Raw genomic sequence first — 21,908 nt, forward strand, 5'->3', positions numbered from 1 at the left:
GCGCGATTTGGAGTATGCAAGCGGAATGAGTTCGCCCTACGACCCCATCGACGCCACGCTCGGCCCGGCCGGCGCCCGCATGCCGCTCTGGCAGTCGCGTGTGATCCTCTATCTGCGCTGCCTCGCCGGCTTCCTCATGGTGAAGACCGTCTATAGCTGGACGCTGATCTGCGGCGTCTGGGACGGCGACATGAGCCGGTTCGAGATGATTTCCCTCGCTGCCAAGTCGGCGGTGATCTGGGCGGCGATCATGAACCCGGTGGCCGCCGTCGGCCTCTGGCTCGGCGCCTCCTGGGGGGTGGTGCTCTGGCTGGTGACGGCGATGGTGCAGATTCTGATCAACGCCTCCGCGCCCGAAGGCGTCGGCCGGCTGATGATCGTGGCCGCGCTGGAGACGATCCTCGTCGCCGGCTACGCCTTCCTCACCTACAAGGCCGCGCGCGAGAGCGAGCGCTGACGCTCGCTCTTTAGCTTTCGTTAACCCGTTGCGGTGACGAAGGATTCAGCCTTTCGCTTAAACCGATCTTAGCTCCGCCGCCGCGAGACTTGCCGCCTCACGAGAGGGAACAATCCCCAATTCTGAGGCCGGGGTACGAAAAATGCGCGCAGGTCAGGCGGCCAATGTCGTCAGCATCAACGAGGCCGGAGAGGAGCGTCGGGAATCGATCCGTCCGCTCTACCGGGAAGCCGTCACGCTGGTGGAACGCCTCCACCGCCGGCTGCTGGATGTGGTGAAGGACGAACTCGACCGGCGCGGGCGCGAGGACATCAACGCCGTGCAGGCGCTGCTCCTGTTCAACATCGGCGATTCCGAGCTCACCGCCGCCGAGCTGCGCACCCGCGGCTATTATCTCGGCGCCAATGTCTCCTACAATCTGAAGAAGCTGGTGGAGACCGGCTTTCTCGACCACCGCCGCTCGCGGGTGGACCGACGCGCGGTGCGCATCCGCCTCACCGAAAAGGGCGTGGAGGTCCGCGATATCGTCGAAGGTCTCCACGCCAAACATCTCGTCACAATCGAGCAGATTGGCGGCATCGGTCCGCAGGAGTTCCAGCAGCTCAACAAGGCGCTGAACCGGCTCGAGCGGTTCTGGACCGACCAGATCCTCTATCGGCTCTGATCGGCCCTTCACCGGCTAGCGCTGAAGGAAGCCTTCCAGCGTGTTGGCGACATTGACGCCAATGGCCTCGACGGCATAGCCGCCCTCCATCACGAACAGGGTCGGCCGGGCGAGGGCGGCGATGCGGGCGCCGATCTTCAGGTAATCCGGGCTGTCGAGGAGAAACTGCGAGATCGGGTCTTCCTTGTAGGTGTCGACGCCGAGCGACACGACGACCACATCCGCGCCGAAGGCCTCGATCCGCGCGCAGGCCGCGTCCAGCGCCGCACTCCAGCCGGTATAGTCCGTGCCCCAGGGCAGGGGGTAGTTGGCGTTGAAGCCCTCGCCGGCACCGGCGCCGGTCTCGTCGGCGAAACCGAGGAAATACGGAAATTCCTGCAGCGGGTCGGCGTGGATGTTGCACACCAGCACATCCGGGCGGTCATAGAAGATCGCCTGCGTGCCGTTGCCGTGATGGTAGTCGACATCGAGAATGGCGACCCGCGCCGCGCCACGGTCGCGGAAGCTCTGGGCCGCGACGGCGGCATTGTTGATGAAGCAATAGCCGCCCATCGTGCCGGCATGGGCGTGGTGGCCGGGCGGACGGCACAGGGAGAAGGCTGACTTCTCGCCACCGGCAACGAGATCGACACCGGTCAGGGCGATATCGGCGGCCGCCTGCACCGCGTCCCAGGTACCCGCCACCATGCAGCAGCCGGCGTCGAAGGAATAATGGCCGAGCTTGCCGTCGATGGTCTTCGGCACGATGTCGGTGCGCATGCCGGGCGCGCGCCAGAAGCTCGGCAGGGCCGGAAAGTCGCGCCCATCCGCCGTCCACAGCTTCCAGGCCTCACCGAGGAAGCGCACATAGTCCTCGTCATGCACCTTCATCAGCGGGTCGAGACCATGCGCCGCCGGCTCGATCAGCGTGCCGAAGGGCCGCTCGCCGATGGCGTTGAGAATCATCGCCACCCGCTCGGGCTTCTCGAAAGCCGGCACCACCCGGCCGTTCATCAGTTCGACATGGCCGGAATGGCCGAGATGGCGCGGCGAGTGAATGATCTTCATGGCAGGACCCGGATTCGCGGAAAGGTGAGGGCGCGACGATACGCGCCGGCCCCGCGCGCTGTCATCACCTGAGGGCGCCGGTGTCGCGCCCTTCCGCTGCGGCTGCCGCCTCGATGCAAGGCACCCCTGCGGCCGCGTGCTTTGAAAGATGGGGGTGCTGTGCTAAGCGACCCGCCTCGATTTCGCGGTCGGCACGCCGCCGGCCGGGAGGCATCGCCACCGCCCAGGGAGGCCGGTCTATGTCGTCCGAAGCTCACGCTTCTTCCGCTGAATTCACCAACCGCTTCTTCTCGGCACCGCTGTCGGAGACCGATCCGGAGCTCGCCGGCGCCATCACCGCCGAGCTCGGTCGCCAGCGCGACGAGATCGAGCTCATCGCGTCCGAGAACATCGTCTCGCGCGCCGTGCTCGAAGCGCAGGGCTCCGTGCTCACCAACAAATATGCCGAGGGCTATCCCGGGCGCCGCTATTATGGCGGTTGTCAGTATGTCGACGTGGCCGAGCAGCTCGCCATCGACCGCGCCAAGAAGCTGTTCGGCGCCGGTTTCGCCAATGTGCAGCCGCATTCCGGCGCGCAGGCCAACACGGCGGTGTTCTTCGCGCTGATGCAGCCGGGCGACGCCTTCCTCGGCCTCAACCTCGCCGCCGGCGGTCACCTGACCCATGGCGCGCCGGTCAGCCTGTCGGGCAAGTGGTTCAAGCCCATCCCCTATAATGTGCGTCGCGACGACCAGCGCATCGACTATGAAGAGGTCGCCAAGCTCGCCGACGAGCACAAGCCGAAGGTGCTGATCGCCGGCGGCTCGGCCTATCCCCGCCATATCGACTTCGCGAAGATGCGCGAGATCGCCGATTCGGTCGGCGCCTATCTCATGGTTGACATGGCCCATTTCGCGGGTCTGGTGGCGGGCGGGGTTCACCCGAACCCGGTGCCGCACGCCCATGTGGTGACCACCACCACCCACAAGACCCTGCGCGGCCCGCGCGGCGGCATGATCCTCACCAATGACGAGGACCTGGCGAAGAAGTTCAACTCCGCCATCTTCCCCGGCATCCAGGGTGGCCCGCTGATGCATGTCATCGCAGCGAAGGCGGTGGCCTTCGGCGAGGCGCTGCAGCCGGAGTTCAAGGTCTACGCGAAGAACGTGGTCGAGAACGCGAAGGCTCTGGCGGAAAACCTCAAGGGCCACGGCTTCGAGATCGTCTCCGGCGGCACCGACACGCACCTCATGCTGGTCGATCTTCGCCCGAAGAAGCTCACCGGCAAGGTGTCGGAAATCGCGCTCGGCCGCGCGCACATCACCACCAACAAGAACGGCATCCCGTTCGATCCCGAGAAGCCGTTCGTCACGTCAGGCATCCGCCTCGGCACCCCGGCGGGCACGACGCGCGGCTTCGGTGTGGCCGAGTTCCAGCAGGTTGGCGACATGATTGCCGAAGTGCTCGACGTGCTCTCGCAGAAGGGCGTCGACGAGGATAGCCTCGTGGAGGCGGCGGTACGGGGCAAGGTGGCCGATCTGCTCGCCCGCTATCCGCTCTACAGCTGAGGCCCAACGATGCGCTGTCCTTATTGCGGAAGCCTCGACACCCAGGTCAAGGATTCCCGTCCTACCGAGGACAGCGCCGCCATCAGGCGCCGCCGCATCTGCCCGGATTGCGGCGGCCGCTTCACCACTTTCGAGCGCGTGCAGCTGCGGGAACTCACCGTGCTGAAGCGCTCCGGCCGCCGCGTGCCGTTCGACCGCGACAAGCTTGCCCGCTCCATCGAGGTGGCGCTGAGGAAGCGCCCGGTCGAGCCGGAGCGGGTGGAGCGGCTGGTCTCCGGGCTCGTCCGCCGGCTGGAGAGCATGGGCGAGAGCGAGATCACTTCCGAGATGATCGGCGAGCGGGTGATGGAGAGCCTCAAGCAGCTCGACGACGTCGCCTATGTCCGCTTCGCCTCCGTCTACCGCAATTTCCGCGAGGCCAAGGATTTCGAGACGCTGCTCGGCGAGCTGGAGCCGCGTCTCGTGGAAGGCGGTGCGAGCGACGATCTGGCCGCCCGGCGCCCGCGCGACCCCGGACTCGACGATTGATGCCCGGGCTTCGAGTTCGCTTCTCCGCGCCATGACCGCATCCGCCACGGACGACTCCCTGATGGCGGCCGCGCTCAGCATCGGCCGGCGCGAGCGTGGACATACCTGGCCCAATCCGGCGGTCGGTGCGCTTGTCGTGCGTGAAGCCCCGCGCGGCCCTATCGTGCTTGGCCGGGGCTGGACCTCGCTCGGCGGACGCCCCCATGCCGAGCCGCAGGCGCTTGCGCAGGCCGGGGAGGGCGCGCGCGGCGCCACGCTCTATGTCACGCTGGAACCCTGCTCGCATCATGGCGGTACGCCGCCCTGTGTCGATGCGGTGCGCGCGGCGGGTATCGCCCGCGTGGTCGCAGCGGTGCAGGATCCCGATTTCCGCGTCGCCGGCCGGGGCTTCTCCATCCTGCGCGAGGCGGGACTCAGGGTCGATGTCGGCACCGGGGCGGTGCAGGCGCTGATCGACCATGCCGGCCATATCCGCCGCGTCACCGAGGGGCGCCCGCACATCATGCTGAAGATGGCGGTGTCCGCCGATGGCAAGGTGGGGCTCTCCGGGCGTCGGCCGGTGGCGATCACCGGCCCGCTTGTGCGCGATCGCGTCCACATGCTGCGCGCCACCCATGACGCAGTGCTCACTGGCATCGGTACGGTGCTGGCGGACGATCCGCTGCTCACCTGCCGCCTGCCGGGCATGACGCACCGTTCGCCGCTGCGCATTGTGCTCGACGCCGATCTGCGGCTCTCTCCCACCAGCGCGCTGGCGCGCAGCCTCGATGTCGCCCCCCTCTGGGTCATTGCCGCAGAAGACGCCCCGGCCGCGCCCGAGGCGATGCTGGGGGCGATGGGCATCGAGGTGATGCGGGTGCGACGCCGGCCCGAGGGCGGGCTTGCGCTCGATGAGGTTTTGAAGCTGCTGGCTCTGCGCGGTCTCACGCGGATCATGGTCGAGGCGGGGCCGCGCATCGCCGCCTCTTTCGTCGCCGCCGGATTGGTGGATGAGGTGAACCTGTTCGAGGCTCCGTCCTTTCTCGGGGCCGAGGCGCTGGACGCGCTGGAGGGACTGCCGCTTTCCGCGCTCGATGACTATCTCTGCACGGTGGATGAGGAACAGCAGGGCGGTGACCGCCTGCGCATCATGAGGCGTCGCTAGAATGTTCACGGGCATCGTCACCGACATCGGAACCCTGCGTGCGGTCGAGCCCCGGCACGACGTGCGGCGGCTGACCATCGCCACCCGCTACGATACCGCCAGTATCGACCTCGGCGCCTCCATCGCCTGTTCCGGCGTCTGCCTCACCGTGGTGGCGCTGCAGCCCGACGCCTTCGAGGTCGAGGCGGCGCCGGAGACGCTCGCCGTCACCACGGCAAGCGACTGGAGCGTCGGCGGGCGGCTCAATCTCGAACGCGCGCTGAAGATCGGCGACGAATTGGGCGGCCATATCGTGCAGGGCCATGTCGACGGCGTCGCTGAGGTCGTGGCACGCGAGGACCTGGGCGAAACGACACGCTTCACCTTCGACGCACCGGCCGCGCTGGCGCCCTTCATCGCCGTCAAGGGCTCGGTGACGCTCGACGGCACGTCGCTGACGGTGAACACGGTGGATGGCACCCGCTTCTCCTGCCTGCTCATTCCGCACACGCTGGCGCACACCACCTGGGACGCGGTGCAGGCGGGGAGCCGTGTCAATATCGAAGTCGACATGATGGCCCGTTACGCCGCGCGGCTTGCGGAGTTCCGTTGACGCCTGTACGTCGTCGGCTCTGTCAGCTCATGAGGTAACACCATGGCGAGCCCCCGCCCGCCGCGCGCATCCAATGCCGCCGAAACCGTTCAGCTGTTCGGTGAACGCATTCTTATCGTCGAAGCGCGCTTCTATGACGATATCGCCGACGAGCTTCTGGCCGGCGCGCTGGCCGCCATCAAGGCCGCCGGCGCGCATGCCGATGTGATCTCCATGCCCGGCGCGCTGGAAATCCCGGTCGCGGCGGCCATCGCGCTCGATGCGGCCGCGGCCTCCGGCAAGCCCTATGACGCCGTCGTGGCGCTCGGCTGCGTGGTGCGCGGGGAGACTTACCATTTCGAGATCGTCGCCGGTGAGTCGTCGCGGGCGCTGATGGACCTTGCTGTCGCTCGCAAGCTGCCGCTCGGCAATGGTATTCTCACCGTCGAGAATGACGAGCAGGCGTGGGTCCGGGCCCGCGTGTCGGACGGCAACAAGGGCGGCGGCGCGGCCGAAGCGGCGCTGGCGCTGCTCCGACTCAAACGCCGGGTCGGGTGAGCACCATGACCGCCGACGACAAGCCGAGCACCAAAGCCGCCGGGCACAAGCCGGTGCGCAAGAGCGCCGCCCGCCTCAATGCCGTTCAGGCGCTGTATCAGATGGATCTGGCGGCGACGCCGCTGTCGGAAATCCTCGCCCAGTTCGAGAGTCACTGGATCGGACAGGAGATCGAGGGCGACGAGATCGCCAGCGCCGATCTCAACCTGTTCCGCGACATCGTCAGCGGCGTGGTGCGCGAGCAGAGGAGCGTCGATACGCTGCTCGACGCCGCGCTGGTGCATGGCTGGCCGCTCAAGCGTATCGAGGCTGTCCTGCGCGCCACGCTTCGGGCCGGGACCTATGAACTTTCCGAGCGGCCGGACGTTCCTGCCCGTGTGGTCATCGCCGAATATGTGAATGTTGCCGGCGCCTTCCTCGATCGCGAGGAGACCGGCATGGTGAACGCGGTGCTCGATGGCATAGCGCGGGAGAAGCGGCCGGCTGATTTCACCGGCTAGAGGGGTGGGCGATGGTTGAGGGATCAAGCGCGGCGAAGCCGTCCGGCGAAGAGGCGCTGATCGCTCGTCTGTTCACCCCCATCGCCACCCATCCCGGCGCGCTTGGCCTCAAGGACGATGCCGCCCTCCTCGCGGTTCCGCCCGGCCATGAGCTGGTGCTGACCAAGGATGCGCTGGTGGCCGGCATCCACTTCTTTGCCGATGATCCGCCGGAAGCCGTCGCCCGCAAGGCGATGCGGGTCAACCTCTCCGACCTCGCCGCCAAGGGCGCCCGCCCGCTGGGCGTGATGCTTGCCTTCGCCATTCCGCCCGACATGGATGCCGCCGCGCTCGACGCCTTCGCCGCCGGCATCGGGGCCGATGCCGCGCTTTTCGAGGCGCCGCTGCTGGGCGGCGACACCGTGCGCACGCCGGGTCCGTTCACGGTGTCGATCACCGCCATCGGTGCTGTGCCGAGCGGCACGATGGTGCGCCGCACCGGCGCCCGACCGGGGCAGGCCATCGTCGTCAGCGGCACCATCGGCGATGCCGCGCTCGGCCTCGCCCTGCGGCTGGCTCCCGGACGGCCGGGCTTTGCGGCACTGACCGATGAAGAGGCAGGGTTCCTGCGCGAACGCTATCTGCTGCCGCGCCCGCGCCTGCCGCTCAGCCGTGCGCTGCGCGAACATGCCAGCGCCGCCATGGATGTCTCCGACGGGCTGGTCGGGGACCTCGCCAAGATGCTGGAGGCCTCCGGCGTGGGGGGCGAGATCGAGACGGCGCGCGCGCCACTCAGCCCCGCCGGGCGACGCGCGGTCGAAGCGGAGCCGGCGCTGCTGGAAGTCGCACTGACGGGTGGCGACGATTACGAAATCCTCGCTGTCGTGCCGTATGAGGCATTGAGCCGGTTCCAGACGGTGGCCACCACGGCGGGGATCGGCGTCGCGGTGATCGGACAGACGCGGGAGGGGCAGGGCCTCACCGTGCGCAATGGTGAAGGACAGCCGGTCTGCTTCGCGCAAGGCAGCTTCAGCCATTTCTGACAAGCCCTGCCAAAGAGTGGGGAGTTCTCCGATTGCCTGTGACCCGGCATCGACCTAGCCTCGCAGCCAGACGCCGGAATACCCGGCGCTGGTTACGGGAACAGCCACATGAAAATCGCCAGGATTCTACTCGCGGCCGCCGCTCTTGCCATTGGCGCCGGCGCCGCGCAGGCTGAGATGAAGAAGGTACGCATCGGCACTGAGGGCGCCTACCCGCCCTTCAATTCGGTCGACTCGGCCGGCAAGCTCGTCGGCTTCGACATCGAGATCGGCGAGGCGCTGTGCGCCAAGATGAAGGTCGAGTGCACCTTCGTGGCGCAGGATTGGGATGGCATCATCCCCGCGCTGCTCGCCAAAAAATACGACATCATCCTCGCCTCGATGTCGATTACCGACGAGCGCAAGGAGAAGGTGTCCTTCACCATTCCGTATTACCTGACGCCGGGCAGCTTCATCGCCCCCAAGGACACCAAGATCACCGACATCGCACCTGCGGCGCTGAAGGGGAAGACCATCGGCGCGCAGTCCTCGACCACCGGCGCGACCTATCTTGAGGACAAGTACAAGGATTCCGAGATCAAGCTCTACCCGACGCAGGACGAGGCAAATGCCGACCTCGCCGCCGGGCGCCTTGACGCCGTGCTGGCCGACAAGTTCGTGCTGTACGAATGGCTGGAAAAGTCCGCGGACGGGAAGTGCTGCAAGTTCGTCGGCCCCGACCTCAAGGACGTGAATCCGCAGGGCACCGGCATCGCTGTGCGCAAGGAAGACAACGAACTGCGCGAGGCGCTGAACAAGGCGATCCAGGAGATCAACGCGGACGGCACCTTCGCCAAGATCAACGCCAAGTACTTCCCGTTCCCGATCAACTGACCGACGCTCGGGCGGCGTTCCGCGCCGCCCGACACCCCCTAATCGACGGCTTCCCATCCTCGCGCAGGTTCACCATGAAGACCGACACCATCGTGCTCGGCGCCGGCATCGTCGGCACCAGCGTCGCCCATCACCTGGCGCAGCGGGGACGCTCCGTCGTGCTGGTCGACCGACGCGGTCCCGGCGAGGAGACCTCCTATGGCAATGCCGGCCTCGTGGAGCGGGCGTCGATCTATCCCGTCGCCTTTCCACGCAAGGTCTCGGCGCTTCTCGATGTCGCGCTGGGACGCAATCCGGCGGCGAACTACCATTGGGACGCATTGCTGCGCCTCGCGCCCTGGATGTTCGCCTACTGGCGCGCATCGTCGCCCGCGCGCCTGCTCGACTATGCCCGCCACATGGAGACATTGCTCGCCTTCACGGTGGATGAGCATGACCGCCTGGCGCGCGCCGCTGGCGCCACCCATTTCTTCCGCGACGGCGGCTGGCTGAAGCTCTACCGCACCGCTGCCGGCCTCGATGTGGAACGCAGCGAGTTTCCGCTCGCCCGCTCTTATGGGCTCAGCGCCCGCGAGGTCAGCGTCGATGAGGCGCTCACGATGGAGCCCTCGCTGCGGCCGGTGTTCACCGGCGCGGTGATCTGGTCCGACCCGCATTCGGTATCCAGCCCCGGCGGGGTCACCCAGGCCTATGCCGCGCATTTCGCCGAACTCGGCGGCGAGGTGCGCCGGGGCGATGCGCGCACGCTGGCGCGGCTCGGTTCCGGCTGGATGGTGACGACGGAGGAGGGGCCGGTCGAGGCGCCGGAGGTAGTGGTGGCGCTCGGCCCCTGGGCCATGGACGTGTTGCGCCCCTTCGGCCTGCGCCTGCCGCTTGAGGTCAAGCGCGGCTACCACATGCACTATCACACCGAAGGCAATGCGGCGCTCTCGCGCCCCGTGCTGGACGAGGAGGGCGGCTACGTCATCACCCCGATGGTCGGCGGCATCCGCCTGACCACGGGCGTTGAGTTCGCCCGCCGCGACGCGCTGAAGAGCCCGGTGCAGCTGGACAAGACGGAGGTGCTGGCGCGCGGGCTGTTTCCGCTCGGTGCGCGCGCCGAGCCGGAGCCCTGGATGGGAAGTCGCCCGGCCTTCCCGGACATGCTGCCGGTCATCGGGCCTGCGCCGGGGCAGAACGGCATGTGGCTTGCCATCGGCCACCAGCATCTCGGCTTCACGCTGGGGCCGGTCACCGGCCGCCTGCTCGCGGAGATGATGAGCGGGGACGTGCCGTGCACCGACCCCGCACCGTTTTCCGCCGACCGCTTCCGCTGATCCGGCGCCGCGCCCGGGTCAAATGCCCGGGCGGAAATTGGTGGCGTTGAAGATCTGGCCCACCAGCGAGACCTCAGACCCGCCCGTCGGCGTGGTGCGGCTGATGAAGTCGAACACCTTGCCGTCCTTCAGGCCATAATCGGCGATCCGGGTGACGCGCTTGTCCTTCGGATCGAAATAGACGGCGATCACCCGCTGGTCGACGATCTCGGGCCGAAGGAACATGACCTTCTTGGCCTTTTGCGAGATATAATAGAACACCTCGCCGTCGACGGTGGCGATGGTGGAGGGGGTGCCGAGCACGAGCAGCACCTGTTCCTGGCTGGAGCCTATCGGGACCTGCTGCAGCGCCTCCGGAGCGATGACGTAACCGCGCTGGCGTTCCTGCACGAAGCCCGTGGGCGTGCGCGGCAGGCCCATATTGGCAGTCGCCATGGGCATGTCGCCGGAACAGGCGGTGAGGCCGACCACTCCCACGCCCGCCACCGCTATCGACGCCCAGGTCGCCATCCGGGTGCCGGGAGCCTTGTTCCGCGTCGCGCGCGTCGATGCCATCCACTCAACTCCGAAGCTCGTGCCGCCTCCGCCGGAAAGCGTTGCGGCAGGGGCAGAAAGCACAGGGCGGGTCCCTGATGCAACCATCGAGGCCGCCACCGTCCCTGGCGCCGTCGCGACGTGCCACCGGGGTTGCCAGCGCCGGCCGCCCGCGCTACCTCGCCAGCCGGGCCGTGCCGGGCATGGCAATGAGGCAGGAGCCGTCGATGATTCTGCGTTTCTTCCGCCGGAATGACGGAAGCGAGACCATTCAGCGGCTCTATGGCGCGATCGTGGCGCATTCGCGCCAGCCCGTATTTTACACCGATTACGCCGTGCCCGACACCATTGAGGGCCGGTTCGAGATGATCCTCGTCCATGCCTTCCTGCTGTTTCATCGTCTCAAGAGCGAGGACGAGGCGCGCCGCGGCCTGGGCCAAGGCGTGTTTGACGCCTTCTGCACCGACATGGACGCCAATCTCCGGGAGATGGGGGTGGGCGACCTCACCGTGCCGAAGAAGATGAAAAAGGTGGCTGAGGCGTTCTATGGCCGCATCGCCGCCTACGAGCCGCCGGTCGAGGCGGGCGACGTCGGCGCGCTCGCCGAAGCGGTGCTGCGCAATGTCCACGGCTCCCACACGGCGCATGCAGATGAGGCGCGCGCCTTCGCGCACTATATGATAGGGGCGGCGGCCGCATTGCGGGCGGTGCCTTTCGCCCGCTTCGCCGCCGGCGACTTCCCGCTGGCCCCGCCGGCCGCTCTCGGCTCCACGGAGACAGACCCGTCATGACCGACGCTTCGCCGCTTTCCAAACCAGTCCTCGTCGCCAGCCTGCCGGAAGACGGGCTGACCCTGAAGCTTGCCCCGGACGCTGCCACGCGGGCGGCGCTGGCCAAGGACCTCGGTATCCCCGGCATTCCCGCGCTGACGGCCGACGTGACGCTCACGCCCGGCCGCGGCGGCACGGTTCATGTCACCGGTCGGGTGGATGCGGTGGTCACCCAGACCTGCGTGGTGACGCTGGAGGATTTCGACAGCAAGGTCTCCGAGCCGATCGACCTGCGCTTCGCCCCGCCGGAGAAGCTGCCGGAAATTCGTCCGGGCGCCGAGATCGACGTGTCCGAGCTCGACCTGCCGGACCCGCTGGTCGACGGCACCATCGACGCCGGGGCGGTGGCGGCGGAGTTTCTGGCCCTCGGGCTCGATCCCTATCCGCGCAAGCCGGAGGCGCAGTTTGAAGGCCCCGCCGAGCCCGGACCGGCGGAAGCCTCGCCCTTTGCGGCGCTGGCCAAATTGCGCGGGCGCAGCGGAGGCGATGCCGATTAAGCCGGGGCAGGGCGGGGAAATGCAACGTCGCTATTGTCAGGACGGCTCAACTCGGGCATGCCGTCAGCGCGGCGCTGGCGCCGCACCGCCTTCCACCCGACCAATGAGACCCCGCCGCTAGATGTCTTCGCCCGTTCGAATAGCGCTCGACGTCATGGGCGGCGACCATGGACCGGAAGTGGTCCTCCCCGGCGCCGAGATCGCGCTTACCCGCCATCCCGACATCGCCTTCCTGCTCTATGGCGACGCCTCCCGCATCAACGAATTGCTCAAGACGCGCCCGAAGCTGGCGGCGGCCAGCACGGTGGTGCACACGGATGTCGTTGTGCGGATGGACGACAAGCCGAGCCAGGCGCTGCGCCAGGGCCGCCGCGTCTCGTCCATGTGGCGCGCCATTGACGCGGTGCGGATGAAGGAGGCCGATTGCGCCGTCTCCGCCGGCAATACCGGCGCGCTGATGGCGATGGCCAAGGTCAACCTGAAGATGATGGCCGGCATCAGCCGCCCCGCCATTGCCTGCCTGTGGCCGACCATGCGCGGGGAAAGCGTGGTGCTGGATGTCGGCGCTTCCATCGGAGCGACGGCGCAGCACCTCGTCGACATGGCCGTCATGGGTGCGGCCATGGCACGAATCGTCTTCGACATCGAGCGCCCGACCGTCGGCCTGCTGAATGTCGGCGTCGAGGAGATCAAGGGCGTCGAGGAGGTCAAGGACGCGGCCGGCGCGCTGCGCGCGGCCGACCATCCGGGCCTCGCCTATCACGGCTTCATCGAGGGCGACGATATCGGGCGCGGCAGTGTCGACGTGGTCGTCACCGAGGGCTTCTCCGGCAATATCGCGCTCAAGACCGCCGAGGGCACGGCCAAGCAGGTGTCGGAGTTCCTACGCGGCGCGATCAGCCGCAGCTTCATGGCCAAGATCGGTTATCTGCTGGCACGCGGGGCGTTCCGCGCGCTGCGCGAAAAGCTCGATCCGCGCAAGTCGAATGGCGGCGTGTTCCTCGGCCTCAACGGCGTCGTGATCAAGAGCCATGGTGGCACCGATGCCGAGGGCTTCGCCTCGGCCGTCGATATCGGCTACGACATGGTCCGCTACCAGCTTCTCTCCCGTATTGAAGCGGGAATGAATGATCGTCCGCAGGTCAGCCATGCCGGCGCTGCGGATGCCTCCGTCTCTGACGAGCTACAGGTTCCATCGTGAGTGCAATCCGTTCCGTCGTGCGTGGTGTCGGCTCCTATCTGCCGGCCCGCTGTCTGACCAATGCCGACCTCGCGCAGATGGTCGACACTTCCGATGAATGGATCGTCCAGCGCACGGGCATCCGCACGCGGCACATCGCGGCGGAAGGCGAGGTGACCTCTGATCTCGCCATCCACGCCGCGCGCGCCGCGCTGGCCGACGCGGGGCTGACACCGGACGACATCGACCTCATCGTCCTCGCCACCTCGACGCCCGATAACACCTTCCCGGCCACGGCCGTCAGCGTGCAGGCGGGTCTCGGCATCACCCATGGCGCGGCCTTCGATCTCCAGGCCGTTTGCTCGGGCTTTGTCTTCGCGCTCGCGACCGCCGACAACTTCCTCAAAACCGGCGCCTATCGCCGCTGCCTGGTCATCGGCGCGGAGACCTTCTCGCGCATCCTCGATTGGTCGGACCGCACCACCTGTGTGCTGTTCGGCGACGGCGCCGGCGCGCTGGTGCTGGAGGCGGTGCGGGACGAGGAGGAGGGCCGCGGTGTCCTGACCTCGCATCTGCGCTCGGACGGCCGTCACAAGAACAAGCTCTATGTCGATGGCGGCGTGTCCTCCACCCGCAGCGTCGGCTTCCTGCGCATGGAAGGCCGCGAAGTGTTCCGCCACGCCGTCGGAATGATTACCGACGTGATCGTCGATGCCTTCGAGGCGACGGGTGAATCGGCGGACACGATCGACTGGTTCGTTCCGCATCAGGCGAACCGCCGCATCATCGACGCCAGCGCCGTCAAGCTCGGCATCGCCCCGGAAAAGGTCGTCATCACCGTCGACCAGCATGGCAACACCTCGGCCGCGTCCATCCCCCTGGCGCTGGCCGCCGCACACGCCGATGGGCGCATCAAGCGCGGCGATCTGGTGCTGCTGGAAGCCATGGGAGGCGGCTTCACCTGGGCGTCGGCGCTTGTGCGCTGGTAATCCGCGCCACAGGCGCGAAGCGCCGTTGACCGGCACGGGCGACGGCGCCTAGTTTGGCGTTCAGAAACAACGGCACCGACGGGACAGGGAATACGGCAATGGCAGGTCGCACCATCACGCGCGCCGATCTGTGCGAGGCGGTTTATCAGCGGGTCGGACTTTCACGGACGGAGTCGGCGGCGCTCGTCGAAACCGTGCTGTCCGAAATCGCTGATTGCGTTGCGCGCGGCGAGACGGTGAAGCTCTCTTCCTTCGGCTCCTTCGTGGTCCGCCAGAAGGGCGAGCGCATCGGCCGTAACCCCAAGACCGGCGAGGAAGTGCCGATCGCCCCGCGCCGCGTCATGGTGTTCAAGCCCTCCAACATCCTCAAGCAGCAGATCAATCGGGCCTCGCCTGAGTCGTGAGCGCGCGACAGGACCAGCCGGGGGCGGAGAAGGGGCCTGACGCCTTCCGCACGATCAGCGAGGTCGCCGAAGACCTCGATCTCCCCCAGCATGTCCTGCGTTTCTGGGAAACACGCTTCCCGCAAATCCGCCCGCTCAAGCGCGGCGGCGGCCGGCGCTATTACCGCCCGGACGACGTGGAGCTGTTGCGCGGCATCCGCCACCTTCTCTATGGGGAAGGCTACACGATCCGCGGCGTCCAGCGTATCCTGAAGGAGGAGGGTCCGCGCTACGTGCAGGCTCTCGCGCGCGAGGTCGATGGGGAAGAAGGGGCGCTCCCCGAGCCGGGGCGGCTGGAAGAGCGGGAGGCGCCGCCGCCGTCGAAGGCCGCATTTTCCCATGATGAGCCGTCGACGTACCCGACGCCGCCCGGCGCCGATACGGACGGCGGCACCGATGGTGGCTTGCTCGATCTTCTGCCCGGGCGCCCATTCGGGCCCACCGAGGATGTCTCGTCGCGCCGCACGCGGCGTCGGCCGGAGAGCGAGCCCGCCCCATTCGACCTGCCGCTGCTTGCCGATCTCGAACCGCCACCGCGCACCGTGCGCCCCGTTCCGTTCGTGAGCGGGGATCCCTCGCCTTTCAGCCCCCGTCAGGGCAACCGCGCGGACGATACGCCGAACCCCGAGTCGCACCTGCCGCAGGAACGTGCGGCGCCAGAGCCGATGCCGGGCGAGGCGCGGCCGTCCTTTCCGTTCCGCCCCATGGGAGCCGGTCCGGCGACGCTGGCGGAGGACGAGGTGAATTTCGTCCGCGAGCGGGTGCGCCCGGTCACGCCACTTGCCCAGCGCGAGCCGGCGGGCAGCGTCCATGTCGGTGCGATAGCCCCGACGACCCTGCGTGGCGAGGACCTAAGGCGGCTCGAAGCCGTGCTGCATGAATTGCAGGATTGTCAGCGACTGCTGGACGCCGCGCGGGACCGGGACAACTGAACGCACGTCCCGGTCCGCGATCGGCCTCTCTTTTCAGTCAACCACGGCGATATCGACCTTGGCCACGCCACGGCTGCGGAAGCCGAGTTGATCGGCGACGGCGGTCGACACGTCGATAATGCGCCCCCTTACGAAGGGGCCGCGGTCGTTGATCCGCACCACGACCGACCGGCCATTGGCCTTGTTGGTGACGCGAACCCGGGTGTTGAAGGGCAGGCTGCGATGCGCCGCCGTCATGGCCTTGGCGCTGTGCCGCTCCCCATTGGCGGTGCGACCGCCATAGCCGTAATAGGACGCCATGCCGGACGTCGCGGTGATGTTCGTCTTCTTTGAACTTGCAAGGGCAGCATTGCCGCCGGCGAGAAAGATGATCCCCGTCGCGAACGCCGCGCCGGCGACCCGTCCCATTCCCCAAGCCGTCAATACCTTCGTCCTTCTCCTGTTGGCGAGAAGGCGATGCATGAAAAGGAATTGTGGCGGGGGCATCACGACAATGTGGCTATAACGCGCAGCAGCGAAGCATGTCGTTGTTTGCATCATAATAAAGCGTGCCAGAAGAGCAACGCTCCATTTGACCTTTTCCCAGATTAGATCCCAGTCCAGCCGGGCCATCGAGCGATCTCTAGCCTGTCCGCCAACATGTTGAATTCAGGTGGCAATCGCTATTTGTGGGGCGGCGCCGAGCTCATCTGGGGCCGGCATCGGACGGCGCCGTCATCCGAAAGCCATGATGGATTTTGGGACCCGCGCGGTGCTATTGAGCGGGCGGGCTGCGGCCATTTGTCGAGGAGCGTGAGAATGGCGACGAACGAAGCTGGCGCGATGAAGCCGGTCGCGGAAGAGGTGGTCGGTCTTCTGCAGGGTCTGGGCGTTTCTGAGACGCATTGGCGCGCTGGCACACGGGCTGTCCACTCGCCGATAACGGGTGAGACCGTCGCTCATGTCGCCGAAGCGAGCCCTGCCGAGGCGGACGCCGCGGTGGAGCGTTCGGTCGCCGCGTTCGAAGCGTGGCGCACCGTACCGGCGCCGCGACGGGGCGAACTCGTCCGCCTGCTCGGCGAGGAGTTGCGCGCCCACAAGACCGAGCTCGGCCGTCTGGTGACGCTGGAAGCCGGAAAGATCCTCTCCGAAGGCCTCGGCGAGGTGCAGGAGATGATCGACATCTGCGACTTCGCCGTCGGCCTCTCTCGCCAGCTCTACGGCCTCACCATCGCCTCCGAGCGCCCCGGCCATCGCATGATGGAAACCTGGCACCCGGTGGGGCCGGTGGCCATCATCACCGCCTTCAATTTCCCGGTCGCCGTCTGGTCGTGGAACGCCGCCCTGGCGCTGGTCTGCGGCAACAGCGTGCTGTGGAAGCCGTCGGAAAAGACGCCGCTCACCGCGCTCGCCGTGCAGGCGCTGTTCGAGCGGGCCGTGCGCGCCTTCGGCGCGGCGCCGGAAGGCCTGTCGCAACTGCTGATCGGCGGCGCCGAGATCGGTGCGGCACTGACCGACGACGCTCGCATTCCTGTCGTCTCCGCCACCGGCTCGACGCGCATGGGCCGCATCGTTGGCGAACGGGTGGCGCGCCGCTTCGGGCGCTCGATTCTCGAACTCGGCGGCAACAATGCCGCCATCGTCTGCCCCTCGGCGGATCTCGACCTCGCTCTGCGCGGCATTGCCTTCGCCGCCATGGGCACGGCGGGCCAGCGCTGCACCACGCTGCGCCGCCTCATCGTGCATGAGAGCGTGTACGACACGCTGGTGCCCCGCCTCGCCAAGGCCTATGGCTCGGTCGGCATCGGCGACCCGCGCGAGGTGGGGACATTGATCGGCCCGCTGATCGATAAGGCCGCCTTCGAGGCGATGCAGACCGCCCTCGACGCCGCCCGTGCGGCCGGCGGGCGCGTGCATGGCGGCGAGCGCTTGCAGGTCGGCGGGCATGCGGACGCCTTTTATGTCCGCCCTGCGCTGGTGGAGCTCGACGAGCAGATCGACATCGTCAAGCACGAGACCTTCGCGCCGATCCTGTACGTGCTGCGCTGCACCGGCCTGCCGGAAGCGATCAAGCTGCACAATGGCGTGCCGCAGGGCCTGTCCTCGTCGATCTTCACCAATGATCTGCGCGAGGCGGAGACTTTCCTCTCGGCGGAAGGTTCGGATTGCGGCATCGCCAACGTCAATATCGGTCCCTCGGGCGCGGAAATCGGCGGCGCCTTCGGTGGCGAAAAGGAGACCGGCGGCGGACGCGAGTCCGGTTCGGACGCCTGGAAGGCCTATATGCGGCGGGCCACCAACACCATCAACTACTCGCGCGCCCTGCCGCTGGCTCAGGGCGTGTCGTTCGACATCGACTGATCCGGCGTCCAGTAGGACACCACGTCATCGAGGGCCGGTCGCGGCCGGTCCTCGGTGATGCGCGCCGGCCGTCCGATATGGATGAAGCCGGCGACGCGTTCGCCAGACCCCACGCCGAGCAGCGCGGCGGCTCCGGGGTCGCGTCCGGGCCATTTCAGCAGCCATTGCGTGGCAAAGCCCATCGCCGCCGCACCCACGGTGAGCGCCATGCCCGCCGCGCCGGCCGAGAGTATCTGGTTCCACTCCGGCACCTTGGCGGACGGGTCGGGTCGGCTGACCAGCACCACCGTCACCGGCGCGCGCCGCAGATATTGCGTCCACATATCGGCCTTGGCGGGTGGCACTTCGGGATTCTGCTGCGCATAAAGCGCGTCGAGCCGTTGCCCGAGCGCGCCCCGCGCCTCGCCGGCGAGCACGATGAAACGCCACGGGCAGAGCCGCCCATGGTCCGGAACGCGGCTGGCGAGGGCGAGCAGGCGCCGCAGTTCGTCCTCCGTCGGCCCCGGCTCCACCAGTCCGCGCAGCGGTGACGAACGACGGCTTTCGAGCCGCTCCAGCATCTCCGGGCTGGCGGGCACGTCCAGAGGCGCGGCGGGTACCGCGTCGGCAGGCAGGGCGTGCGCATGGGCTGGGTGATTCATCCGTCCGCATCCTTGAGGAGAGGCGGCTATCCTAGCGCGCGACGCGGCCGGCGTCGTCTCTCTCGTCCACAGGGCACGGGCCGGCTTGCATAAGGGACGGCAAATGGCTAGACAGACGGCGCCTCACGGCGTCGGAGCGTAGCGCAGCCTGGTTAGCGCACTAGTCTGGGGGACTAGGGGTCGGAGGTTCAAATCCTCTCGCTCCGACCATTTTTAAGAGATAGATCAATAAGTTAGGTAGGCCGCCCCAGGGCGGCCTTCTTGCTTTTGGTAGTCAGGGGACGCGCCGGGGACACAAATTCATCCGGTGATCGGCGCAGAAAAAGAGCCCGCCGCGTTTCCGCGCGGCGGGCCAAGTTGCTGATGACGGTGCGAAGCTCTCGCTCGGCGCCAGGGCCTGCGACACCCCTCCGGGATTGATTGCCCTCAAGAGGCAGGGCCGGCACCGATCCGAGTGATGGCCGCGCTCCCCCCGCGCTCCTCTGGCCTCGCCTCAACGATCCGTGCCAGGAGTTCGTCGCGTTCTTCTATGAGGCGCTCGAGGTCGTCTTTCGCCCTCTCAAGCTCAAGCTCAAGGTGAGTGCGCAACTCAACGGCAACACCGTAGCGGCTGAATAGGTCAGTCAGAGCATCGTTAATCGAAAGGCATGAATTCATTTTCGCCTCCTTGCTTTGCGAGGTCGATACTAGGCAATAATGCTTGATTGTAGGAAGTTGTATTTACTTGTTGGTCGGTTGTTTGTTTACAATGGGTACGAGGACTGATTTCCAATGCTTTGCATGCTTGCCCTCTAACAAGCTCTCACGCTGGATCGAGTCCATAGTCTCCAAACAAGCCGCGCGCCGCCTCTTGGGAAAGGCGCTCGAGGCGTGCCATGACCTTCTCGACGATCTCGTCGGCGTTCCCTCCGGCGATGTGGAACACGGGCGCTAGCGTGACAGGCGCGCTTGCGTCGCGGCCGGGCGATTGAGTGGCACCTGCGGGACTGGAACGGTTGGAGTTGCCCGACCGAGCGCCCAACGCGTCGTTGGAAATAATCTCGCCGGACTGCCTCGGGGTGAAAATCTCCGGGCCTTCCTCGCCGACGATATAGGCGCCGCCCGCACGCACCGGGCCCCCGTGCGCCCGCGCTCCGTCGATTGCGGGGGCAGGGACAGGGGCCGGAGCCGTGCCGCCGCTCGGGGCATAGGAAGCAGCGCCGGACGCGGAAGACGGCCCGGCCGGGCTCGCTGCGTTGCCCATGCCGAAGAAGTTTCCTAGGGCCTGGGCTCCGGCCCGTGCCCATTCGACAACCGAGCGGATCGCGCCCGCAACACGATCGATGCCGGCAATCAACGATGCGACGCCACCGCCGGCAATCGCCCCGAGCGTCTCGCCCCATGCTCGCCACTTGGCGCCGGTCTCGTCAATCGGCCCAAGGAGGCCCGTGACCTTGTCCCATATCGCGGAGACCGCGGAGGCGAAGCCCTCCACAACAGGACGCGCCGGGCCAAGCGCTGCCATGAAGGCGCTTCCGAAGCTGGCGAACATCTCGCCAAGGCCCGACCAATTTTCATAGATAAAGACACCGGCCGCGCCGATTGCGGCAATGATGGCGCCGACACCAGAGCCGATGAAGGCGACGCGCAGGGCGGTGCCGAGACTGCGCACTGCAACGGCGGCGAGGTTCATGGGGTTGACCATGGCCAAGACGGACGAGCCGAGCACCGACAGGGCGGTGCCGATGCCGCCGATGCGGGCGGCGAGGGCAAACCCAAGCATTGCCGAGCGAGCGCCAGTCAGTGCGGCACGGAAGGGAGCGAGCGCCAGCGTAGCGACTGCGGCGGCAGCGCCAAGGCCACGGACTCCGACCAGCGCGGCGGCGAGCGCTCCGCCGCGCAACGTGGCAGCGGCAAAGGCGGCGGCAATCGAAGCAACGCGGAAGGCGACAAGGGCGGCTGTAGTCCCGACAACGGCGGCGGTGAGGCGGGGATATTGCGCCGCCATCTCGGCGAGCCGGTCCACGAACGGCGCCAGCGACTCGGTGATGCTGGAAAGGGCGGGTAGCAGCGCGCTCCCGATCGAGATGGATAAGCGCTCGATCTGGTTTCGAAAGAGCTGAAGCGCGTTCGCGGTGGTCTTTGACCGAGCCTCATATTCCCGGCTCGCCGATCCGGCGTACTGCGTCTCGTCCGCGACGATACCGAGCGACTGGCGCAGTAGGTCAAGATTGGTGAGGAGCGGCCCGAGCGCGCGCGCTTCATCTCCGAACAACTGCGAGACGATCGAAGCCCGCTGATGCGCGGGTAGCTTCGCTATGCGATCCATAACCTTGAGCGTGGTGCCGCTCGCGTCCTTCTGCATGGCCTTGGACACGGCCACGGCGTCCAGGCCAAGGGCCTTGAACGCGCTGCGCTGCGCCTTGGTCGCGGCGGCTCCCTTTGTGAGAGCCCGTCCCATGTTGTTGAAGGAGGTCGCGGCAACTTCGGGAGCGGCGCCCGCGCTGATCATGGCGGAGCCGAACGCTGCGGCCTGCTCCGCCGCAAATCCGAACATCTTCGCCTGCGCACCGACGCGCGTGGTGAAGTCGAGAACGTCGGATGCGCTCGAGGCCTGCCGGTTCGACAGCTCGTTCATCGCATCGGCCAGGCGGAACGTCTCATCGGTGGTGTAGCCGAGCCCGGTGCGCAGCTTCGCCATCGCGTCGCCAGCCGCGCCCGCCGAAATATCGAACGCTACGCCGATCTTGGCGGCGCCCTCGGTGAACTTGACGAGTTCGGCACCCGCGATGCCGGCCTGTCCGGCGGCGGCTGCGATTTCTGCCAGGCCAGTGACGGCGACAGGGAGCCGGGCCGAAAGGTCCAAAAGGTCCTTTTTGAATGCGGCGAGGCCGGCCGCTCCGTCAAAGTCGACAACTTTGGTTACATCGGCCATGGCGCTCTCAAAGGCCATGGCCGACTGGATCGGAGCGGCGAGGGCGCGCTGAAGCGCCCATGCCGTTGCGGTGGCCTCCACCATGCGGCCGCGCAATACGTCGAGGTGGCGGCTATTTGCCTCGAGAGAGGCCGACAGGCGCCCCGCCATGGTCCCGTCGACAAGCTTTGCAGCCGTGCCGATGCCGCGGATCGAGGCGGCGGCTTTGCGGGCCGGAACCGTTACCTTGTCGATCAGCGAGACAATAAGGGAAGCGGTCTCAGAACGGGCCATGGGAGGGCCTCCTTAGTCACATGGCCCGCACCTTGGCGATGCGGGCGGCCTGGGCGTGCCAGGCCAGGAAATCGCTCCATCTCTCGCGCCGAAGCGTATCGAGTGGGA

At 67.3% G+C, this 21,908-nt stretch carries 23 protein-coding genes, 1 tRNA gene and 1 pseudogene; 19 read left to right on the forward strand and 6 right to left on the reverse strand.

The window, feature by feature from the left end; genetic code table 11:
- The first annotated feature begins 25 nt into the window (after positions 1–25).
- Entirely contained in the window at positions 26–457 is a 432-nt protein-coding gene (locus J2S75_RS01300; protein WP_244376701.1) for a DUF6163 family protein, read from the forward strand.
- A gap of 142 nt (positions 458–599) precedes the next feature.
- Positions 600–1,121 (forward strand): transcriptional regulator LdtR, encoded by a 522-nt coding sequence (ldtR, locus tag J2S75_RS01305; protein ID WP_244376700.1) that lies wholly within the window; start codon positions 600–602, stop codon positions 1,119–1,121.
- A gap of 15 nt (positions 1,122–1,136) precedes the next feature.
- On the opposite strand, the gene J2S75_RS01310 is transcribed toward ldtR, so the two are convergent.
- Positions 1,137–2,168: a histone deacetylase family protein gene (locus J2S75_RS01310; protein WP_307017460.1), complete on the reverse strand. Its 1,032-nt coding sequence runs from the start codon at positions 2,166–2,168 to the stop codon at positions 1,137–1,139.
- A 239-nt stretch (positions 2,169–2,407) separates the two neighbouring features.
- Here J2S75_RS01310 and glyA point away from each other — a divergent pair, with 239 nt between their 5' ends.
- The 9 genes from glyA (at position 2,408) to J2S75_RS01355 (ending at position 10,227) form a co-directional block, all read left to right on the forward strand.
- Positions 2,408–3,715, forward strand: coding sequence for a serine hydroxymethyltransferase (gene glyA / locus J2S75_RS01315; RefSeq protein ID WP_244376698.1), 1,308 nt, complete (start codon positions 2,408–2,410; stop codon positions 3,713–3,715).
- A gap of 9 nt (positions 3,716–3,724) precedes the next feature.
- The gene (nrdR, locus tag J2S75_RS01320; protein WP_307017463.1) at positions 3,725–4,243 is read left to right on the forward strand and encodes a transcriptional regulator NrdR; all 519 of its coding nucleotides are present in this window, start codon (positions 3,725–3,727) and stop codon (positions 4,241–4,243) included.
- Between the two features lie 31 nt (positions 4,244–4,274).
- Positions 4,275–5,387 carry a bifunctional diaminohydroxyphosphoribosylaminopyrimidine deaminase/5-amino-6-(5-phosphoribosylamino)uracil reductase RibD gene (ribD, locus tag J2S75_RS01325; RefSeq protein WP_370874066.1) on the forward strand — a complete coding sequence of 371 codons (1,113 nt, stop codon included), beginning with the start codon at positions 4,275–4,277 and terminating at the stop codon, positions 5,385–5,387.
- A 1-nt stretch (position 5,388) separates the two neighbouring features.
- The gene (locus J2S75_RS01330) at positions 5,389–5,979 is read left to right on the forward strand and encodes a riboflavin synthase (RefSeq protein WP_307017466.1); all 591 of its coding nucleotides are present in this window, start codon (positions 5,389–5,391) and stop codon (positions 5,977–5,979) included.
- Positions 5,980–6,021: 42 nt separating this feature from the next.
- Positions 6,022–6,516 carry a 6,7-dimethyl-8-ribityllumazine synthase gene (gene ribH, locus J2S75_RS01335; protein WP_307017468.1) on the forward strand — a complete coding sequence of 165 codons (495 nt, stop codon included), beginning with the start codon at positions 6,022–6,024 and terminating at the stop codon, positions 6,514–6,516.
- A gap of 5 nt (positions 6,517–6,521) precedes the next feature.
- Positions 6,522–7,016 (forward strand): transcription antitermination factor NusB, encoded by a 495-nt coding sequence (gene nusB, locus J2S75_RS01340; protein WP_307017470.1) that lies wholly within the window; start codon positions 6,522–6,524, stop codon positions 7,014–7,016.
- 11 nt (positions 7,017–7,027) lie between these two features.
- Positions 7,028–8,038 (forward strand): thiamine-phosphate kinase, encoded by a 1,011-nt coding sequence (gene thiL / locus J2S75_RS01345; RefSeq protein ID WP_307017472.1) that lies wholly within the window; start codon positions 7,028–7,030, stop codon positions 8,036–8,038.
- Between the two features lie 108 nt (positions 8,039–8,146).
- Positions 8,147–8,911 (forward strand): ABC transporter substrate-binding protein, encoded by a 765-nt coding sequence (locus J2S75_RS01350; RefSeq protein WP_307017475.1) that lies wholly within the window; start codon positions 8,147–8,149, stop codon positions 8,909–8,911.
- A 74-nt stretch (positions 8,912–8,985) separates the two neighbouring features.
- A complete protein-coding gene (locus tag J2S75_RS01355; protein ID WP_307017477.1) occupies positions 8,986–10,227 on the forward strand; it encodes an NAD(P)/FAD-dependent oxidoreductase in 1,242 nt (413 codons plus the stop codon).
- A gap of 18 nt (positions 10,228–10,245) precedes the next feature.
- On the opposite strand, the gene J2S75_RS01360 is transcribed toward J2S75_RS01355, so the two are convergent.
- Positions 10,246–10,782 carry an outer membrane protein assembly factor BamE gene (locus tag J2S75_RS01360; protein WP_307017479.1) on the reverse strand — a complete coding sequence of 179 codons (537 nt, stop codon included), beginning with the start codon at positions 10,780–10,782 and terminating at the stop codon, positions 10,246–10,248.
- Positions 10,783–10,988: 206 nt separating this feature from the next.
- On the opposite strand from J2S75_RS01360, the gene J2S75_RS01365 reads away from it, so the two are divergent.
- The 6 genes and pseudogenes from J2S75_RS01365 to J2S75_RS01390 form a co-directional block, all read left to right on the forward strand.
- Positions 10,989–11,552 carry a ubiquinol-cytochrome C chaperone family protein gene (locus J2S75_RS01365; RefSeq protein WP_307017481.1) on the forward strand — a complete coding sequence of 188 codons (564 nt, stop codon included), beginning with the start codon at positions 10,989–10,991 and terminating at the stop codon, positions 11,550–11,552.
- Positions 11,549–12,088: a YceD family protein gene (locus tag J2S75_RS01370; RefSeq protein ID WP_307017483.1), complete on the forward strand. Its 540-nt coding sequence runs from the start codon at positions 11,549–11,551 to the stop codon at positions 12,086–12,088. The genes J2S75_RS01365 and J2S75_RS01370 overlap by 4 nt, the downstream gene beginning before the upstream one ends.
- A gap of 121 nt (positions 12,089–12,209) precedes the next feature.
- Positions 12,210–13,289, forward strand: a complete 1,080-nt coding sequence (gene plsX, locus J2S75_RS01375) for a phosphate acyltransferase PlsX (RefSeq protein WP_307017485.1) — start codon at positions 12,210–12,212, stop codon at positions 13,287–13,289.
- The gene (locus J2S75_RS01380; RefSeq protein ID WP_307017487.1) at positions 13,286–14,257 is read left to right on the forward strand and encodes a beta-ketoacyl-ACP synthase III; all 972 of its coding nucleotides are present in this window, start codon (positions 13,286–13,288) and stop codon (positions 14,255–14,257) included. The genes plsX and J2S75_RS01380 overlap by 4 nt, the downstream gene beginning before the upstream one ends.
- A 98-nt stretch (positions 14,258–14,355) precedes the next feature.
- Positions 14,356–14,661, forward strand: coding sequence for an integration host factor subunit alpha (locus J2S75_RS01385; protein ID WP_244376685.1), 306 nt, complete (start codon positions 14,356–14,358; stop codon positions 14,659–14,661).
- Positions 14,658–14,937 (forward strand): annotated as a pseudogene (locus tag J2S75_RS01390) (MerR family transcriptional regulator); the annotation flags it as partial. The gene J2S75_RS01385 and the pseudogene J2S75_RS01390, both read left to right, overlap by 4 nt.
- A 728-nt stretch (positions 14,938–15,665) precedes the next feature.
- Here J2S75_RS01390 and J2S75_RS01395 read toward each other — a convergent pair.
- Complete coding sequence (locus J2S75_RS01395) at positions 15,666–16,040, reverse strand: septal ring lytic transglycosylase RlpA family protein (protein ID WP_244450897.1); 375 nt, start codon at positions 16,038–16,040, stop codon at positions 15,666–15,668.
- Positions 16,041–16,430: 390 nt separating this feature from the next.
- Between J2S75_RS01395 and amaB the strand changes: the two genes are divergently transcribed.
- Positions 16,431–17,972: an L-piperidine-6-carboxylate dehydrogenase gene (gene amaB / locus J2S75_RS01400; RefSeq protein WP_307017488.1), complete on the forward strand. Its 1,542-nt coding sequence runs from the start codon at positions 16,431–16,433 to the stop codon at positions 17,970–17,972.
- Here the strand turns inward: amaB and J2S75_RS01405 are convergent.
- Complete coding sequence (locus J2S75_RS01405; RefSeq protein ID WP_307017490.1) at positions 17,945–18,613, reverse strand: nitroreductase family protein; 669 nt, start codon at positions 18,611–18,613, stop codon at positions 17,945–17,947. The two genes, amaB and J2S75_RS01405, sit on opposite strands and share 28 nt — an antisense overlap.
- Before the next feature lie 132 nt (positions 18,614–18,745).
- On the opposite strand from J2S75_RS01405, the gene J2S75_RS01410 reads away from it, so the two are divergent.
- Positions 18,746–18,823, forward strand: a tRNA-Pro gene (locus J2S75_RS01410).
- Positions 18,824–19,039: 216 nt separating this feature from the next.
- On the opposite strand, the gene J2S75_RS01415 is transcribed toward J2S75_RS01410, so the two are convergent.
- Positions 19,040–19,270 (reverse strand): hypothetical protein, encoded by a 231-nt coding sequence (locus J2S75_RS01415; protein ID WP_307017492.1) that lies wholly within the window; start codon positions 19,268–19,270, stop codon positions 19,040–19,042.
- A 145-nt stretch (positions 19,271–19,415) separates the two neighbouring features.
- Positions 19,416–21,800, reverse strand: a complete 2,385-nt coding sequence (locus J2S75_RS01420; RefSeq protein WP_307017494.1) for a phage tail tape measure protein — start codon at positions 21,798–21,800, stop codon at positions 19,416–19,418.
- Positions 21,801–21,908: the final 108 nt, after the last annotated feature.

Origin of the sequence: Ancylobacter polymorphus, from assembly GCF_030813495.1 — a bacterium.
In the GTDB taxonomy this organism is placed as follows: Bacteria; Pseudomonadota; Alphaproteobacteria; order Rhizobiales; family Xanthobacteraceae; genus Ancylobacter; species Ancylobacter polymorphus.

What these genes read in the sequence shown, in the direction of transcription:
- J2S75_RS01300 (WP_244376701.1), top strand. Translation starts at nt 26, where the DNA reads ATGAGTTCGCCCTACGACCCCATCGACGCCACGCTCGGCCCGGCCGGC.
- ldtR (WP_244376700.1), top strand. Translation starts at nt 600, where the DNA reads ATGCGCGCAGGTCAGGCGGCCAATGTCGTCAGCATCAACGAGGCCGGA.
- J2S75_RS01310 (WP_307017460.1), bottom strand. Translation starts at nt 2,168, where the DNA reads ATGAAGATCATTCACTCGCCGCGCCATCTCGGCCATTCCGGCCATGTC.
- glyA (WP_244376698.1), top strand. Translation starts at nt 2,408, where the DNA reads ATGTCGTCCGAAGCTCACGCTTCTTCCGCTGAATTCACCAACCGCTTC.
- nrdR (WP_307017463.1), top strand. Translation starts at nt 3,725, where the DNA reads ATGCGCTGTCCTTATTGCGGAAGCCTCGACACCCAGGTCAAGGATTCC.
- ribD (WP_370874066.1), top strand. Translation starts at nt 4,275, where the DNA reads ATGACCGCATCCGCCACGGACGACTCCCTGATGGCGGCCGCGCTCAGC.
- J2S75_RS01330 (WP_307017466.1), top strand. Translation starts at nt 5,389, where the DNA reads ATGTTCACGGGCATCGTCACCGACATCGGAACCCTGCGTGCGGTCGAG.
- ribH (WP_307017468.1), top strand. Translation starts at nt 6,022, where the DNA reads ATGGCGAGCCCCCGCCCGCCGCGCGCATCCAATGCCGCCGAAACCGTT.
- nusB (WP_307017470.1), top strand. Translation starts at nt 6,522, where the DNA reads ATGACCGCCGACGACAAGCCGAGCACCAAAGCCGCCGGGCACAAGCCG.
- thiL (WP_307017472.1), top strand. Translation starts at nt 7,028, where the DNA reads ATGGTTGAGGGATCAAGCGCGGCGAAGCCGTCCGGCGAAGAGGCGCTG.
- J2S75_RS01350 (WP_307017475.1), top strand. Translation starts at nt 8,147, where the DNA reads ATGAAAATCGCCAGGATTCTACTCGCGGCCGCCGCTCTTGCCATTGGC.
- J2S75_RS01355 (WP_307017477.1), top strand. Translation starts at nt 8,986, where the DNA reads ATGAAGACCGACACCATCGTGCTCGGCGCCGGCATCGTCGGCACCAGC.
- J2S75_RS01360 (WP_307017479.1), bottom strand. Translation starts at nt 10,782, where the DNA reads ATGGCATCGACGCGCGCGACGCGGAACAAGGCTCCCGGCACCCGGATG.
- J2S75_RS01365 (WP_307017481.1), top strand. Translation starts at nt 10,989, where the DNA reads ATGATTCTGCGTTTCTTCCGCCGGAATGACGGAAGCGAGACCATTCAG.
- J2S75_RS01370 (WP_307017483.1), top strand. Translation starts at nt 11,549, where the DNA reads ATGACCGACGCTTCGCCGCTTTCCAAACCAGTCCTCGTCGCCAGCCTG.
- plsX (WP_307017485.1), top strand. Translation starts at nt 12,210, where the DNA reads ATGTCTTCGCCCGTTCGAATAGCGCTCGACGTCATGGGCGGCGACCAT.
- J2S75_RS01385 (WP_244376685.1), top strand. Translation starts at nt 14,356, where the DNA reads ATGGCAGGTCGCACCATCACGCGCGCCGATCTGTGCGAGGCGGTTTAT.
- J2S75_RS01395 (WP_244450897.1), bottom strand. Translation starts at nt 16,040, where the DNA reads ATGGGACGGGTCGCCGGCGCGGCGTTCGCGACGGGGATCATCTTTCTC.
- amaB (WP_307017488.1), top strand. Translation starts at nt 16,431, where the DNA reads ATGGCGACGAACGAAGCTGGCGCGATGAAGCCGGTCGCGGAAGAGGTG.
- J2S75_RS01405 (WP_307017490.1), bottom strand. Translation starts at nt 18,613, where the DNA reads ATGAATCACCCAGCCCATGCGCACGCCCTGCCTGCCGACGCGGTACCC.
- J2S75_RS01415 (WP_307017492.1), bottom strand. Translation starts at nt 19,270, where the DNA reads ATGAATTCATGCCTTTCGATTAACGATGCTCTGACTGACCTATTCAGC.
- J2S75_RS01420 (WP_307017494.1), bottom strand. Translation starts at nt 21,800, where the DNA reads ATGGCCCGTTCTGAGACCGCTTCCCTTATTGTCTCGCTGATCGACAAG.